Origin of the sequence: Hyphomonas sp. (assembly GCF_046313735.1) — a bacterium.
Lineage (GTDB): Bacteria > Pseudomonadota > Alphaproteobacteria > Caulobacterales > Hyphomonadaceae > Hyphomonas.
Genome location: NZ_JBKBXW010000024.1, coordinates 1 through 12,231, shown reverse-complemented (window position 1 = coordinate 12,231; position 12,231 = coordinate 1). Strand labels below are relative to the sequence as shown.

At 63.4% G+C, this 12,231-nt stretch carries 23 protein-coding genes and 1 pseudogene; all 24 read right to left on the bottom strand.

From position 1 onward, the window contains the following. Positions 1–86: 86 nt before the first annotated feature. A complete protein-coding gene (locus ACK4SV_RS12335; protein WP_409918136.1) occupies positions 87–656 on the bottom strand; it encodes an adenylate kinase in 570 nt (189 codons plus the stop codon). Continuing rightward, complete coding sequence (gene secY, locus ACK4SV_RS12330; protein WP_409918135.1) at positions 653–2,011, bottom strand: preprotein translocase subunit SecY; 1,359 nt, start codon at positions 2,009–2,011, stop codon at positions 653–655. The genes ACK4SV_RS12335 and secY overlap by 4 nt, the downstream gene beginning before the upstream one ends. An 89-nt stretch (positions 2,012–2,100) precedes the next feature. After that, positions 2,101–2,580: a 50S ribosomal protein L15 gene (gene rplO / locus ACK4SV_RS12325; RefSeq protein ID WP_409918134.1), complete on the bottom strand. Its 480-nt coding sequence runs from the start codon at positions 2,578–2,580 to the stop codon at positions 2,101–2,103. A 52-nt stretch (positions 2,581–2,632) separates the two neighbouring features. Next, complete coding sequence (gene rpmD, locus ACK4SV_RS12320) at positions 2,633–2,818, bottom strand: 50S ribosomal protein L30 (RefSeq protein ID WP_409918133.1); 186 nt, start codon at positions 2,816–2,818, stop codon at positions 2,633–2,635. 13 nt (positions 2,819–2,831) lie between these two features. Next, positions 2,832–3,434, bottom strand: coding sequence for a 30S ribosomal protein S5 (rpsE, locus tag ACK4SV_RS12315; protein WP_409918132.1), 603 nt, complete (start codon positions 3,432–3,434; stop codon positions 2,832–2,834). Positions 3,435–3,447: 13 nt separating this feature from the next. Then, the gene (gene rplR, locus ACK4SV_RS12310; RefSeq protein ID WP_409918131.1) at positions 3,448–3,810 is read right to left on the bottom strand and encodes a 50S ribosomal protein L18; all 363 of its coding nucleotides are present in this window, start codon (positions 3,808–3,810) and stop codon (positions 3,448–3,450) included. Between the two features lie 4 nt (positions 3,811–3,814). After that, complete coding sequence (gene rplF / locus ACK4SV_RS12305; RefSeq protein WP_409918130.1) at positions 3,815–4,426, bottom strand: 50S ribosomal protein L6; 612 nt, start codon at positions 4,424–4,426, stop codon at positions 3,815–3,817. A gap of 12 nt (positions 4,427–4,438) precedes the next feature. Beyond that, positions 4,439–4,834, bottom strand: a complete 396-nt coding sequence (rpsH, locus tag ACK4SV_RS12300) for a 30S ribosomal protein S8 (protein WP_409918129.1) — start codon at positions 4,832–4,834, stop codon at positions 4,439–4,441. Positions 4,835–4,850: 16 nt separating this feature from the next. After that, the gene (rpsN, locus tag ACK4SV_RS12295) at positions 4,851–5,156 is read right to left on the bottom strand and encodes a 30S ribosomal protein S14 (RefSeq protein ID WP_409918128.1); all 306 of its coding nucleotides are present in this window, start codon (positions 5,154–5,156) and stop codon (positions 4,851–4,853) included. A 20-nt stretch (positions 5,157–5,176) separates the two neighbouring features. Then, a complete protein-coding gene (gene rplE, locus ACK4SV_RS12290) occupies positions 5,177–5,731 on the bottom strand; it encodes a 50S ribosomal protein L5 (protein ID WP_409918127.1) in 555 nt (184 codons plus the stop codon). After that, positions 5,724–6,041, bottom strand: coding sequence for a 50S ribosomal protein L24 (gene rplX, locus ACK4SV_RS12285; RefSeq protein ID WP_409918126.1), 318 nt, complete (start codon positions 6,039–6,041; stop codon positions 5,724–5,726). The genes rplE and rplX overlap by 8 nt, the downstream gene beginning before the upstream one ends. 2 nt (positions 6,042–6,043) lie before the next feature. Next, complete coding sequence (gene rplN, locus ACK4SV_RS12280; RefSeq protein WP_409918125.1) at positions 6,044–6,412, bottom strand: 50S ribosomal protein L14; 369 nt, start codon at positions 6,410–6,412, stop codon at positions 6,044–6,046. Continuing rightward, positions 6,409–6,654, bottom strand: coding sequence for a 30S ribosomal protein S17 (gene rpsQ, locus ACK4SV_RS12275; protein ID WP_409918124.1), 246 nt, complete (start codon positions 6,652–6,654; stop codon positions 6,409–6,411). Before rpsQ ends, rplN begins: the two co-directional genes overlap by 4 nt. Positions 6,655–6,665: 11 nt before the next feature. Further along, positions 6,666–6,866 (bottom strand): 50S ribosomal protein L29, encoded by a 201-nt coding sequence (gene rpmC, locus ACK4SV_RS12270; protein WP_409918123.1) that lies wholly within the window; start codon positions 6,864–6,866, stop codon positions 6,666–6,668. 2 nt (positions 6,867–6,868) lie between these two features. After that, a complete protein-coding gene (gene rplP, locus ACK4SV_RS12265; RefSeq protein WP_409918122.1) occupies positions 6,869–7,285 on the bottom strand; it encodes a 50S ribosomal protein L16 in 417 nt (138 codons plus the stop codon). 6 nt (positions 7,286–7,291) lie between these two features. Continuing rightward, on the bottom strand, positions 7,292–8,029 hold the full coding sequence (rpsC, locus tag ACK4SV_RS12260; protein ID WP_409918121.1) for a 30S ribosomal protein S3: 738 nt from the start codon (positions 8,027–8,029) through the stop codon (positions 7,292–7,294). Further along, complete coding sequence (gene rplV / locus ACK4SV_RS12255) at positions 8,029–8,418, bottom strand: 50S ribosomal protein L22 (protein ID WP_291068642.1); 390 nt, start codon at positions 8,416–8,418, stop codon at positions 8,029–8,031. Before rplV ends, rpsC begins: the two co-directional genes overlap by 1 nt. Positions 8,419–8,420: 2 nt before the next feature. Then, positions 8,421–8,699: a 30S ribosomal protein S19 gene (gene rpsS / locus ACK4SV_RS12250; protein ID WP_409918120.1), complete on the bottom strand. Its 279-nt coding sequence runs from the start codon at positions 8,697–8,699 to the stop codon at positions 8,421–8,423. A gap of 15 nt (positions 8,700–8,714) precedes the next feature. Then, positions 8,715–9,545 (bottom strand): 50S ribosomal protein L2, encoded by an 831-nt coding sequence (gene rplB / locus ACK4SV_RS12245; protein WP_409918119.1) that lies wholly within the window; start codon positions 9,543–9,545, stop codon positions 8,715–8,717. Between the two features lie 18 nt (positions 9,546–9,563). Further along, entirely contained in the window at positions 9,564–9,863 is a 300-nt protein-coding gene (locus ACK4SV_RS12240; protein ID WP_409918118.1) for a 50S ribosomal protein L23, read from the bottom strand. After that, positions 9,863–10,507, bottom strand: coding sequence for a 50S ribosomal protein L4 (rplD, locus tag ACK4SV_RS12235; RefSeq protein ID WP_409918117.1), 645 nt, complete (start codon positions 10,505–10,507; stop codon positions 9,863–9,865). Before rplD ends, ACK4SV_RS12240 begins: the two co-directional genes overlap by 1 nt. Then, positions 10,507–11,265 carry a 50S ribosomal protein L3 gene (gene rplC / locus ACK4SV_RS12230; RefSeq protein WP_409918116.1) on the bottom strand — a complete coding sequence of 253 codons (759 nt, stop codon included), beginning with the start codon at positions 11,263–11,265 and terminating at the stop codon, positions 10,507–10,509. The genes rplD and rplC overlap by 1 nt, the downstream gene beginning before the upstream one ends. Next, complete coding sequence (gene rpsJ / locus ACK4SV_RS12225) at positions 11,265–11,585, bottom strand: 30S ribosomal protein S10 (protein WP_409918115.1); 321 nt, start codon at positions 11,583–11,585, stop codon at positions 11,265–11,267. Before rpsJ ends, rplC begins: the two co-directional genes overlap by 1 nt. Before the next feature lie 473 nt (positions 11,586–12,058). Continuing rightward, a pseudogene (gene tuf, locus ACK4SV_RS12220) lies at positions 12,059–12,231 on the bottom strand (elongation factor Tu); the annotation flags it as partial.

The window sequence follows — 12,231 nt, the reverse complement described above, 5'->3', positions numbered from 1 at the left end:
TTGCGCGCACCGGCGGTTAAGCCTGAAGCTAAGTTTCGAGGCTTATAGCCCCGGTTTTTTGCCCGTCAACTGCAGAACTGCGCCGCTCAGACTGATTGTTTCAGGGCCGCATCGATTTCTCCGGAAACAGCCTCGATCGAGCCCATCCCATCGATTTCGATCAACACACCGCGTTCCGCATAAAGCGGCACGAGGGGCGCCGTATCCTCATAATACCTCTCGAGGCGGCGTGCGAAGGTGGCCGGATTATCGTCCGCCCGCCCCTGCTCCTCGAAACGCTTTGTGATCCGCTCCAGCAGGCGCGCATCATCGACCCGCATCCGGATGACAAGGTTCACTTTCTCGCCGCGCGATTCCAGCAGCGCGTCCAGCGCCTCGGCCTGGCCGAGGGTGCGCGGGAAACCGTCGAAGATGAAGCCCGGAGCGCCGGCGCAGACGTCCAGCTGTTCGGCGATCAGATCGATCACGATGCTGTCGGAGACAAGCCCGCCCTCATCCATGATCTTCGCTACCCGCTTGCCGAGCTCCGAGCCCGACGCGCGCGCGGCACGCAACATGTCCCCGGTGGAAAGCTGGACAAAGCCGCGCTGCTCGACGAGCCGCTTCGACTGGGTGCCCTTGCCCGCTCCCGGCGGACCAAAAAGTATCAGGTTCACTTCCGCTTGCCCCCGAGTTTCGATTTCTTGATCATCCCCTCATACTGGTGGGCGATCAGGTGCGACTGGATCTGGGTCACCGTATCCATCGTAACCGAAACGACAATGAGCAGAGATGTACCCCCGATGTAAAACGGAATCTGGGGGAAATATCGCCGCAGAAGCTCTGGCAGGATACAGATGAAGACGAGGTAGAGGGCACCAATCGTCGTCAGCCGGGTCAGCACATAGTCGATATAGGCGGCAGTGTTCGAGCCGGGGCGGATGCCCGGGATGAAGCCACCATACTTGCGCAGATTGTCTGCCGTATCCTGCGGGTTGAACATGATCGAGGTGTAGAAGAAGGCGAAGAACGCCACCAGCACGCCATAAGAGATGATATAGGTCCACGAGCCCGGCGAGAAGTTGATCGCCAGCCAGCCGAGCACGCCGGTCACCCCCTCTTCCGCAGCGCCGCCTGCCGCACCGCCGCCCACGAAGCCGACCGCCGTCAGCGGCAGCATCAGGAGCGCGGTGGCGAAGATGGCGGGAATAACGCCGGAGGTGTTGATCTTCAGCGGCAGGAAGCTCTTCTGGCCCTGGGCAAAGCCCTGCGCCTGCTGGCGCTTGGGATAGTGTATGATCAGCCGCCGCTGCGAGCGCTCGACGAAGACGATGAACACGACCAGCGCGAGCACCATCACTGCGATGGCCAGCACGAAGCCGATGTCAACGGACGTCGTGCGCGCCTGCGCGACGAGGTTGTAGATCGCGCGGGGCATTTCCGCGATGATCCCCGCGAAAATGATCAGTGAGATACCGTTGCCGACGCCGCGCGCGGTGATCTGCTCGCCCATCCACATCAGCAGCATCGTGCCGCCGGTCAGCGTTACCACGCCGGTCAGGATGAAGAACCAGCTGTCGATGCCGTCGAGGCGGAAGGCCGACAGGCCCGAGGCAATGAAGAAGGACTGCACCAGCGCAAAGCCGAGCGTCAGGTAGCGGGTATACTGGTTCAGCTGCTTGCGGCCCGCCTCCCCTTCCTTCTTGAGCTTCTCAAGCGTGGGGGAGACCGCTGCCATCATCTGGATGATGATCGAGGCGGTGATGTAGGGCATCACGTTCAGCGCGAAGATGGCCATGCGCTCGACAGCGCCGCCCGCGAACATGTTCATCGAGCCGAGGATGCCGCCCGCCTGGCGTTCGAACACTTCGGCATATTGTGAGGGGTCAAGGCCGGGGATCGGGATGAAGGTGCCGAGCCGGTAAAGGACCAAGATACCAAGCGTGAACAGGATCCGCGCCTGAAGGTCCTTGGCTTTCGCAAAGGTCGCGAAATTGAGGTTTCGCGCCATTTGTTCTGCAGCATTCGCCATCGGCTGCCCGTGCCTCCCTGAAAAGCGTGCGCCGCCAAGATCGGCGGCGCAGGGGTATTTGTGAAGAGGGGTTCAGCAATCCCCCCGGATTATTCCTCAGCCGCAGCCGCAGCAGCGCCGGTGACGGTCACCGAACCGCCAGCTTTCTGGACCGCGTCCACAGCTGCTTTCGACGCGCCGGTCACGGTAATATTGAGGTTTTTCGGCGCATCGCCCTTGGCCAGCAGGCGCACACCGTCCCGAACGTTCCGCACGAGGCCGGCGGCCACGAGCGTCTCTTCGGTGACGTTCGACGCATCGAGCTTGCCGGCATCGACCGCTTTCGCGATCCGGCCGAGATTGACCCAGGCATGGGTTTTCGCGCCCGGCGCTTTGAAGCCACGCTTGGGAAGGCGCATGTAGATCGGCATCTGGCCGCCCTCGAAGCCGTTGACGGCCACGCCAGAGCGCGCGAGCTGGCCCTTGACGCCCCGGCCGCCCGTCTTGCCCTTGCCGGAACCGACGCCGCGGCCAATGCGCATACGCTTCTTGGTGGAACCATCGGCGGGAGAGAGTTCGTTGAGTTTCATGGCAGTCACTTTCGAGTAAACGGGGGAACCGGCCGGCGGGCCTTCAGGGGCCTTATTCGCCGACCACTTCAACCAGGTGCGAGACCGTGCGGATCATGCCGCGCACGGCGGGCGTGTCTTCCAGCTCGCGCGTGCGGCCCATCTTGTTGAGGCCGAGGCCGATCAGCGTCTGGCGCTGGTTAGGCTTGCGCGCGATCGGGCTGCCGACCTGGCGCACGGTGATCATTTTCTTGGACATGAGATCGCTCCTGTCAGTTCACCGAATCGGCCATGCCGGCTTCCGAAGCGCCATCCGTCCGGCGGCCAACGATGTCCTGCACCTTGAGGCCGCGCTTTGAGGCGACGGTGCGGGGGTTGGCCTGGCCTTTCAGCGCGTCAAAAGTGGCGCGGACCATGTTGTAGGGGTTCGACGAGCCGAGCGACTTGCCGACGACGTCCTGGACGCCAAGCACTTCCATGACGGCGCGCATCGGGCCACCGGCGATCACGCCGGTACCGGGAGGCGCCGCGCGGAGCACGACCTTGCCGGCGCCGTGGCGGCCATTGCCGTCATGGTGCAGGGTGCGGCCTTCGCGGAGCGGCACGCGGACCATGTTGCGCTTGGCTTCTTCGGTCGCCTTGCGGATGGCTTCAGGAACCTCGCGGGCCTTGCCTTTGCCGAAGCCGGCACGGCCCTTCTGGTCGCCGACGACGACGAGCGCGGCAAAACCGAAGTTCTTGCCGCCTTTCACCGTCTTGGCGACGCGGTTGATACCAACCAGCTTGTCGACGAGTTCGGAAGCCTCTTCCTCACGATCACGCGGTTGCTCGCGGTCGCGGCGGCGGCCTCTTTTCTCACCTCTTTCCTCAGCCATCAGGCAGACTCCTTCAGAATTTCAGGCCGCCCTCGCGGGCAGCATCTGCCAGGGCTTTCACCCGGCCGTGGAACATGTAGCCGCCGCGGTCGAACACGACATCCTCGACACCGGCCTGCTTCGCGCGCTCGGCAATCGCCTTGCCGACGCGAGCGGCGGCCTCGATGTTGCCACCGGTCTTGGCATCGCCGAGCACGTCTTTCTCTAGGGTCGAGGCCGAAGCGAGGGTGATCCCCCGCTCGTCATCAATGACCTGAACCGAGATGTTCTTGTGGCTGCGGGTGACAGACAGGCGCGGGCGGCCTTCGGCGACCCGGCGGAGCTTGGTGCGGACGCGCTGGGCGCGGCGCTGCATCTTTTCGCGTGACGTCTTCATGGCCTTACTTCTTCTTGCCTTCCTTGCGGCGGACATATTCGCCCTGCAGGCGGATACCCTTGCCCTTGTACGGCTCCGGCGGACGGAACTTCTTGATCTCGGCGGCAACCTGGCCAACGGCCTGCTTGTCTGCGCCGGAGATGATGATCTCGGTCGGCTTCGGGGCTTCCAGCTTGATGCCGGCCGGCGCCTTGTAGATCACGTCGTGCGAATAGCCGAGCGCCAGCTTCAGGTCCGTGCCCTGCATCTGGGCGCGGTAGCCGACGCCGACGAGTTCGAGCGTCTTGGAATAGCCCTTGGTGACGCCCTCAACCAGGTTGGCGGCGCGCGCGCGGGCCGTGCCCCACTGGGTGCGGGCGACCGGGTCCAGCGCTTCGGCGAGCGTCGGGGGACGCTTGCCTTTCGCCTTCGCCGATTCGATCACATCGTTCGCAGCCTTCATCAGGTCTTCGCGCGGCGTGACCGAGAGCGAGTTGTCTTCGAACTTCGGCGTGATGACGTCCGGAAGCACGAACTCAAGCTCGCCTTTCGGGCCTTTCGCCTTCACGGTCTGGCCGGCGACGGAAACCGTCGCGCCTGCCGGCACCGGGATCGCAAGTTTGCCAATACGGGACATGGGACCTGTCTCCTAGAACACGCGGCAGAGGACTTCGCCGCCGACATTCTTGGCGCGCGCGGCATTATCCGACATCACGCCCTGCGAAGTCGACAGGATCGAGATGCCGAGGCCGTTACGCACCAGCGGAATGTCCGAGACGGACGAGTAGACCCGGCGGCCAGGCTTCGAGACACGCTTGATCTCGGAGATGACCGGCTGGCCTTCATAATACTTCAGCTCGATTTCGAGGGTCTTGTGACCGTCTTTCTCGATTTCGGCATAGCCGCGGATATAGCCTTCTTCGGCGAGCACATCGAGCACGCGAACGCGCATTTTCGACGACGGCGTCAAGACTTTCGACATGCCGCGCATCTGGGCATTGCGGATACGGGTGAGCATGTCGCCGAGGGGATCGGAAATGTTCATCTGCCTACCTCCTCTCTTACCAGCTGGATTTCACAAGGCCGGGGACCTGACCGCGCGAGCCGAGCTCCCGCAGCGCGATACGCGACATTTTCAGTTTGCGATAATAGGCGCGCGGACGGCCCGTCACTTCGCAGCGGTTGCGCACACGGCCAGGGGCCGAATTGCGCGGCATCTGCGCCAGTTTCATGCGTGCCTTGAACCGCTCTTCCAGAGACAGGTTCTCGTCCATCGCTGCCGCCTTGAGGCGCGTACGCTTCGCGGCATAACGGGCGGCCAGGGCCTTCCGCTTGTTGTTCTTCTCGATTGCGCTCTTCTTTGCCATGTCAGCAGATCTCCTCAGCGCTAGTTCCGGAACGGGAAGCCGCACTCAGCGAGGAGTGCCTTGGCTTCTTCGTTCGTCTCGGCCGTGGTGCAGACAATGATGTCCATCCCGCGCACCTCGTCGACGTCGTCATAATTGATCTCCGGGAACACGATGTGTTCCTTGAGGCCCATGGCGTAGTTGCCCATGCCATCGAAGCTCTTGCCGTTCAGGCCGCGGAAGTCTTTCACGCGCGGCAGGGCAATCGTCGTCAGACGGTCCAGGAACTCATACATCTGGTCGCGGCGGAGGGTGACCTTCGCGCCGATCAGCATGCCTTCGCGCAGCTTGAAGCCGGCAATCGACTTGCGGGCCTTCGTCGCGACAGGCTTCTGGCCGGCGATCTTCTCGAGCTCGGCCAGGGCAGCCTTGATCTTCTTGGAGTCGCTGACGGCTTCGCCAACGCCCATATTGATCACGACCTTGTCGAGCTTCGGAACCTTCATCGGGTTCGAATAGTTGAACTGCTCCTGCAGCTTCGCGCGGATTTCCTCGCGATATTTCCGCTTGAGGCGGGGTTCATATGCCTCAGACATCGATCGATTCCCCTGAGCGTTTCGCAAAGCGCGTCTTGCGGCCATGCTGGTCAATCTTGAAACCGACGCGGACAGCCTTGCCGTCGCGCGGATCGGTGTGGGCCACGTTCGATACATGGATCGGCGACTCAAACGTCTTGATGCCGCCCGGGTCAGCCTGGCCCGGCTTCTGATGGCGCTTCACGACATTGACGCCGCGCACGACGACGCGGTTCTCATCAGGGAGCACTTTCAGGACTTCGCCCTTGGTGCCCTTGTCCTTGCCGGAAATCACGACGACGGTGTCGCCCTTCTTGATCTTTGCAGCCATGACTACAGGACCTCCGGCGCCATATTGGCGATCTTCACCTGGTTCTTGGCGCGCAGCTCGCGCGGAACCGGGCCAAAGACGCGCGTGCCGATCGGCTCGCCATTGTTGTTGATCAGGACGGCCGCGTTCGAGTCGAACCGGATGGTCGAGCCGTCAGCGCGGTTGATGTCCTTGGCGACGCGCACGACGACAGCCTTGCGGACATCGCCCTTCTTCACGCGGCCGGTCGGGATCGCTTCCTTGATGGAGACGACGATCACGTCGCCCACCGAGGCATAGCGCCGCCCTGCCCCGCCGAGCACCTTGATGCACATGACGCGGCGTGCGCCGGAATTATCGGCGACCCGCAGATGGGTTTGCATCTGGATCATGCGTCACTCCCTTCGCCGGTCACGAGTTCCCAGCGCTTCAGCTTCGACTTCGGCGCACACTCGCGGATGGTCACGGTCTGGCCCTCGACGGCGACGTTGCCTTCGTCATGGGCATGGTAACGGTTGGACTTCCGCACGATCTTCTTCAGCAGCGGGTGCGTGAAGGTACGCTCGACGCGGACGATGGCGGTCTTGTCCTGCTTGGCGGAGACCACGACGCCTTTCATGATACGTTTGGGCATAGGTGCTCTCCTTAGGCCTGACCTGCCTGGGCCTTCTCGCGCAGGATCGTCTTGATCCGCGCGATGTCGCGGCGGACTTCCGACACGCGGCCCGTTTTCTCAAGCTGGCCGGTGGCCGCCTGGAAACGCAGGTTGAACTGTTCTTTCTTGAGCTTCACGAGCTCGTCCTTGAGCTGATCGGCGCTCTTTGCACGGACATCTGCGACTTTCATGATCAGATCCCCTCGATACGCTTGACGACTTTGGTCTTGATCGGGAGCTTCGCAGCGCCCAGCGCAAGCGCCTGGCGGGCGGTCTCTTCCGGCACACCGTCGATCTCGAACAGGATACGGCCCGGAGCGACGCGCGCGACCCAGCGGTCGACGGAGCCCTTGCCCTTACCCATCCGGACTTCGATCGGCTTCGCGGTCACCGGCACATCCGGGAACACGCGGATCCAGACCTTGCCCTGGCGCTTCATCTCGCGGGTGATCGCCCGGCGGGTCGCCTCGATCTGGCGCGCGGTGACGCGCTCCGGCTCGAGGGCCTTGAGACCGAACTCGCCAAAGGACAGCGTGAAGCCGCCCTTGGCCTGCCCGTTGATCCGGCCTTTGAAGGCCTTACGGAATTTGGTTCGCTTCGGTTGACGCATGTCTGGTTACGCTCCGGCAGCTTGCGCGCCCGAGGCGGGGCCGCGCTGGTTGGCGTTGGCGCGTGCGCGCGACTGGCCGGATGTCTCAAGACGCTTGTCCTGGGCCATCGGGTCATGCTCGAGGATCTCCCCCTTGTAGACCCACACCTTCACACCGATGATGCCATAGGTGGTCTCGGCTTCGGCGGTGCCGTAGTCGATGTCGGCGCGCAGCGTGTGCAGCGGCACGGAGCCTTCTGCATACTTCTCGGTCCGGGCAATCTCTGCGCCGCCGAGACGGCCGGAGACGACAACCTTCACACCCTCGGCGCCAAGGCGCATCGCGGACTGGATCGAGCGCTTCATCGCGCGGCGGAACGAAGCCCGGCGCTCGAGCTGGCGGGCGATGTCGTCCGCGATCAGCGTCGCGTCGATTTCCGGCTTGCGGATCTCGACCAGGTTCACGCGGACCTCATCCGTGGTCATCTTGGCGAGTTCCTTGCGGAGCACCTCGATGTCCCCACCCTTCTTGCCGATGACGAGACCGGGACGGGCGGTGTGAATGGTGATCAGGCACTTCTTGTGCGGACGCTCGATGATGATCTTCGAGACACCGGCCTGCTTCAGCTTCTCGCGGATCGCCTTGCGGATCGCGAGGTCTTCATGCAGCAGGCGGCCGAAATCGGCGCTGTCAGCATACCAGCGGCTGTCGGCGGTCCGGTTGATGCCGAGGCGCAGGCCGATCGGATTGACTTTCTGACCCATTATGCGGCCTCCGCAGTCTGGCTGGTGTCACGCAGGACAATGGTGAGCTGGGCAAACGGTTTCTGGATCGGCGCAGCGCGGCCGCGGGCGCGGGCACGGATGCGCTTCATCACGAGGTTCTTGCCCACATGCGCTTCGGCAACGACCAGGCTGTCGATGTCGAGGCCGTGATTGTTCTCGGCGTTCGCGATGGCGCTCTGCAGCAGCTTGCGCACATCCTTGGCGGGGCGCTTGGGCGAGAACTGCAGCTCAGCCAGGGCGCGCTCGACCTTCAGGCCGCGGATCTGCTGAGCCAGGAGGTTCAGCTTCTGCGGGCTGGAGCGGTACATGCGCAGCACAGCGCGCGATTCATTCGCGGCCTGCTTCGGAGGATTCTTGGCCTTTGCCATGATTATTTCCTCTTCGCTTTCTTGTCGGCGCCGTGGCCATGATAGGTCCGCGTCGGCGCGAACTCGCCGAACTTGTGACCGACCATTTCCTCGGTGACCGAAACCGGGATGAACTTGTTGCCATTGTGGACCTGGAAGTTCAGGCCAACGAATTGCGGCAGGATCGTCGAACGGCGCGACCAGGTCTTGATCACGGCGCGCTTCTCCGAAGAACGGGCATCTTCAGCCTTCTTCAGCAGGTAGCCGTCAACGAACGGGCCTTTCCAGACAGAACGGGGCATGTCTCGCGGCCTCCCTTAGCGTTTCGCGTTACGGCGGCGGATGATCAGGCGATCCGTCGCTTTGTTGTTACGGGTCTTCGGACCGCGGGTCTTCTTGCCCCACGGGGTAACCGGGTGACGGCCGCCCGAGGACTTGCCCTCACCACCGCCGTGCGGGTGGTCGACCGGGTTCATGACGACACCGCGGACCGTCGGGCGCTTGCCCAGGTGGCGGTTACGGCCAGCCTTGGAGCTGACTTCGTTCATCTTGTCCGGGTTCGACACCGCGCCGATCGTGGCGAGGCAGTTGTCGAGCACCATGCGCAGTTCGCCGGAAGCCAGCTTGATCTGCGCATAGCCGGCATCGCGGCCGACGAGCTGGGCATAGGTGCCGGCGGAGCGGACCATCTGCGCGCCCTTCTGGGGCTTCAGCTCGATATTGTGGATGATCGTCCCGACCGGGATGCTCTTCAGCGGCAGCGTGTTGCCCGGCTTGATGTCGGCGGTGGCCGAGGTGATCACCGTGTCGCCCACTTCAAGGCGCTGCGGCGCGATGATGTAGGACTGCTCGCCATCCTGATACTTGATCAGGGCGATGAAAGCCGTGCGGTTGGGGTCATATTCCAGACGCTCGACGACAGCGGGGATATCCCAGCGCGAGCGCTTGAAATCGACCTTGCGGTACAGCCGCTTCACGCCGCCGCCCTGGTGGCGGACAGTGATGCGGCCCTGGTTGTTCCGGCCACCCTTGGATTTCAGGCCCTCGGTCAGCGCCTTGACGGGCTTGCCCTTGTGCAGGCCCGTGCGGTCCACCAGCACGAGCTGGCGGCGGCCGGGAGAGGTCGGATTGAATGTCTTCAGTGCCATGAGCTTCGTCCTTCTCCCTTACAGGCCCGTCGAAATATCGACAGACTGGCCTTCGGCGAGCGTGACGATGGCTTTCTTCACGTCAGAGCGACGGCCGAGGAAACCCCGGAAGCGTTTCGTCTTGCCCTTCTGGGTCAGGGTGTTGACCTTCGTGACGTTCACCTTGAACAGGGCCTCAACGGCCTCCTTGATCGCCTTCTTGTCGGCGCCGGGCGCGACTTCGAAGATGATCTTGTTGTGTTCGGCGACGAGCGTCGACTTCTCGGTGATCAGCGGGCGGCGGATCACGTCGTAGTGGTGCGGCTTGACCTCGGCCATTATTCAGCCTCCGCTTTGGCGCCGTCGAAACGGGCCTTGATGCCATCGGCGGCTTCCTTGGTGATGACCAGGGTGCGGCGGCGCAGGATGTCATAGACATTCAGGCCGGCGACAGGGAGCACGTCGATATTGGGAATGTTGCGCGCAGCGCGGGCGAAGTTCTCGTTCACGTCCGTGCCCGAGATGATCAGCGCGTTCTCGATGCCGAGGCCCTTGAACGCTGCGACCAGTTCCTTGGTCTTCGGCGCATCGAGTTCGGCCTTGTCGAGGACGAGGATCGAGCTTTCCTTGGCCTTGGAAGAGAGCGCATGAGCGAGCGCCATCTTGCGGATCTTCTTCGGCAGGTCATGCGCATGGCTGCGCACGCGCGGGCCATGGGCCACACCGCCGCCCACGAAGATCGGCGCATTGCGCGAGCCATGGCGTGCGCCGCCCGAGCCCTTCTGCTTGATCGACTTCTTGGTCGTGCGGTTCACTTCAGAGCGCGACTTGGCCTTGTGCGTGCCAGCCTGACGGCGGGCGAGCTGCCAGCGCACGGTGCGCTGCAGGATGTCGCCGCGGATCTCTTCGATCCCGAAGATCGCATCATCGAGATCGATCTTGCCGGCTGCTTCGCCGCCCAGGGTTTTGACTGCGAGTTCCATTAGCCTTCACCTCCGGCGGCAGCCTGCTCGGGCGCCTTGAAGGAGCCAGCGGCAGGAGCGTTCTCCGGCAGCTTCTTCTTCACGGCGTCGCGGATTTCCACGAATGCCCCGTCATGGCCCGGAACCGAGCCCTTCACGAGGATCAGGCCGCGCTCGACATCAATGCGGGCGACGACCAGGTTCTGGGTCGTGACGCGCTCATCACCGAGATGGCCGGCCATTTTCTTGTTCTTGAACACGCGGCCCGGATCCTGGCGCATACCGGTCGAACCATGCGAGCGGTGCGAGATCGAGACGCCGTGCGTTGCGCGGAGGCCGCCGAAGTTCCAGCGCTTCATGGCGCCGGCAAAGCCCTTACCGATGGTCATGGCGGACACGTCCACGCGCTGACCTTCAACAAAGTGGTCCGCCAGCACGACCGAGCCGACTTCCGGCAGGTCGCCGGAGACGCGGAACTCTTTGAGCTTCGCTTTCGGGGCAACACCGGCCTTGGCAAAGGCGCCGCGCTGCGGCTGGGTGGTGTTCTTGGCTTTCTTTTCGCCGGCGCCCATGATGACGGCCTTGTAGCCGTCGCTGCGGGTCACTTCCCCGCCCTTCTTGGTCTTCACGGTGCGCTCGTCTTCGGTGCGCACACCGACGACCTGACAGCCATCAAGCGACAGGACAGTGACGGGCACGTGGCGGCCGTCTTCAGCGAAAATCCGGGTCATGCCGACCTTGCGGGCGAGCACACCGGTACGGGCAGCGGGCTGGGCCATCAGCGGGCTCCCTCAAGTTTGATCTCGATGCCGACGCCGGAGGACAGGTCGAGCTTCATCAGCGCGTCCACGGTCTGCGGGGTCGGATCGACGATGTCGAGAATGCGGGTATGGGTGCGGATCTCGAACTGCTCACGCGACTTCTTGTCGATGTGGGGCGACCGGTTCACCGTGAAGCGCTCGATACGGGTGGGGAGCGGTACGGGACCACGGACTTCCGCGCCAGTGCGCTTCGCCGTGCTCACGATCTCCTTCGCCGACATGTCGAGCGCGCGGTGATCAAAGGCCTTGAGCCTGATCCGGATATTCTGTCGTTCCATCGTTTGGTCCGTCCGCGCAAAACACTTAAGCCCAAGGCGCGATGGCTCGTCAGCATCGAGCGCCCGGGCGGGGGTGTGGATTAATTGTCAGTTTCGAGGGAGCGTTCGCTGTCAAAAGCGCAGCCATCCCGGCGAAGTGGGGCGTATACGCGCGGGAATCGGCCCCGTCAACAGCGGTTAAGGGAGAATCTGCAGGCGATCTGGAACACCGCGCCTGCGGCCCCCGAAGGTCTGCTGCACCAACACGAATTGTGGTGTCCCGTTATCGTTCCAAGGCGTCCGGAAGCCGCCCTGCCTGCTATCCCATGTCATCCCGGCGAATGCCGCGAACCAGTTGGCTGGACGCACCACAGGAGCGCTGGATTCGCGCGCCGGCCGAAACAACAAGCGCTGCTCTGGCACCCCTCCCCTTCAAGCAAAAAGGCCGCCCTTTCGGGGCGGCCTTTTCGTTCAGGTCACCGTTGATCCGGTGATTACTTCTTGATCGCCGAGACGACGCCGGCGCCGACGGTGCGGCCGCCTTCACGGATGGCGAAGCGCAGGCCCTGGTCCATGGCGATCGGGCTGATCAGCTCGACATCCATTTTCACGTTATCGCCCGGCAGCACCATTTCCTTGTCGGCCGGCAGCTTCACGATGCCGGTGA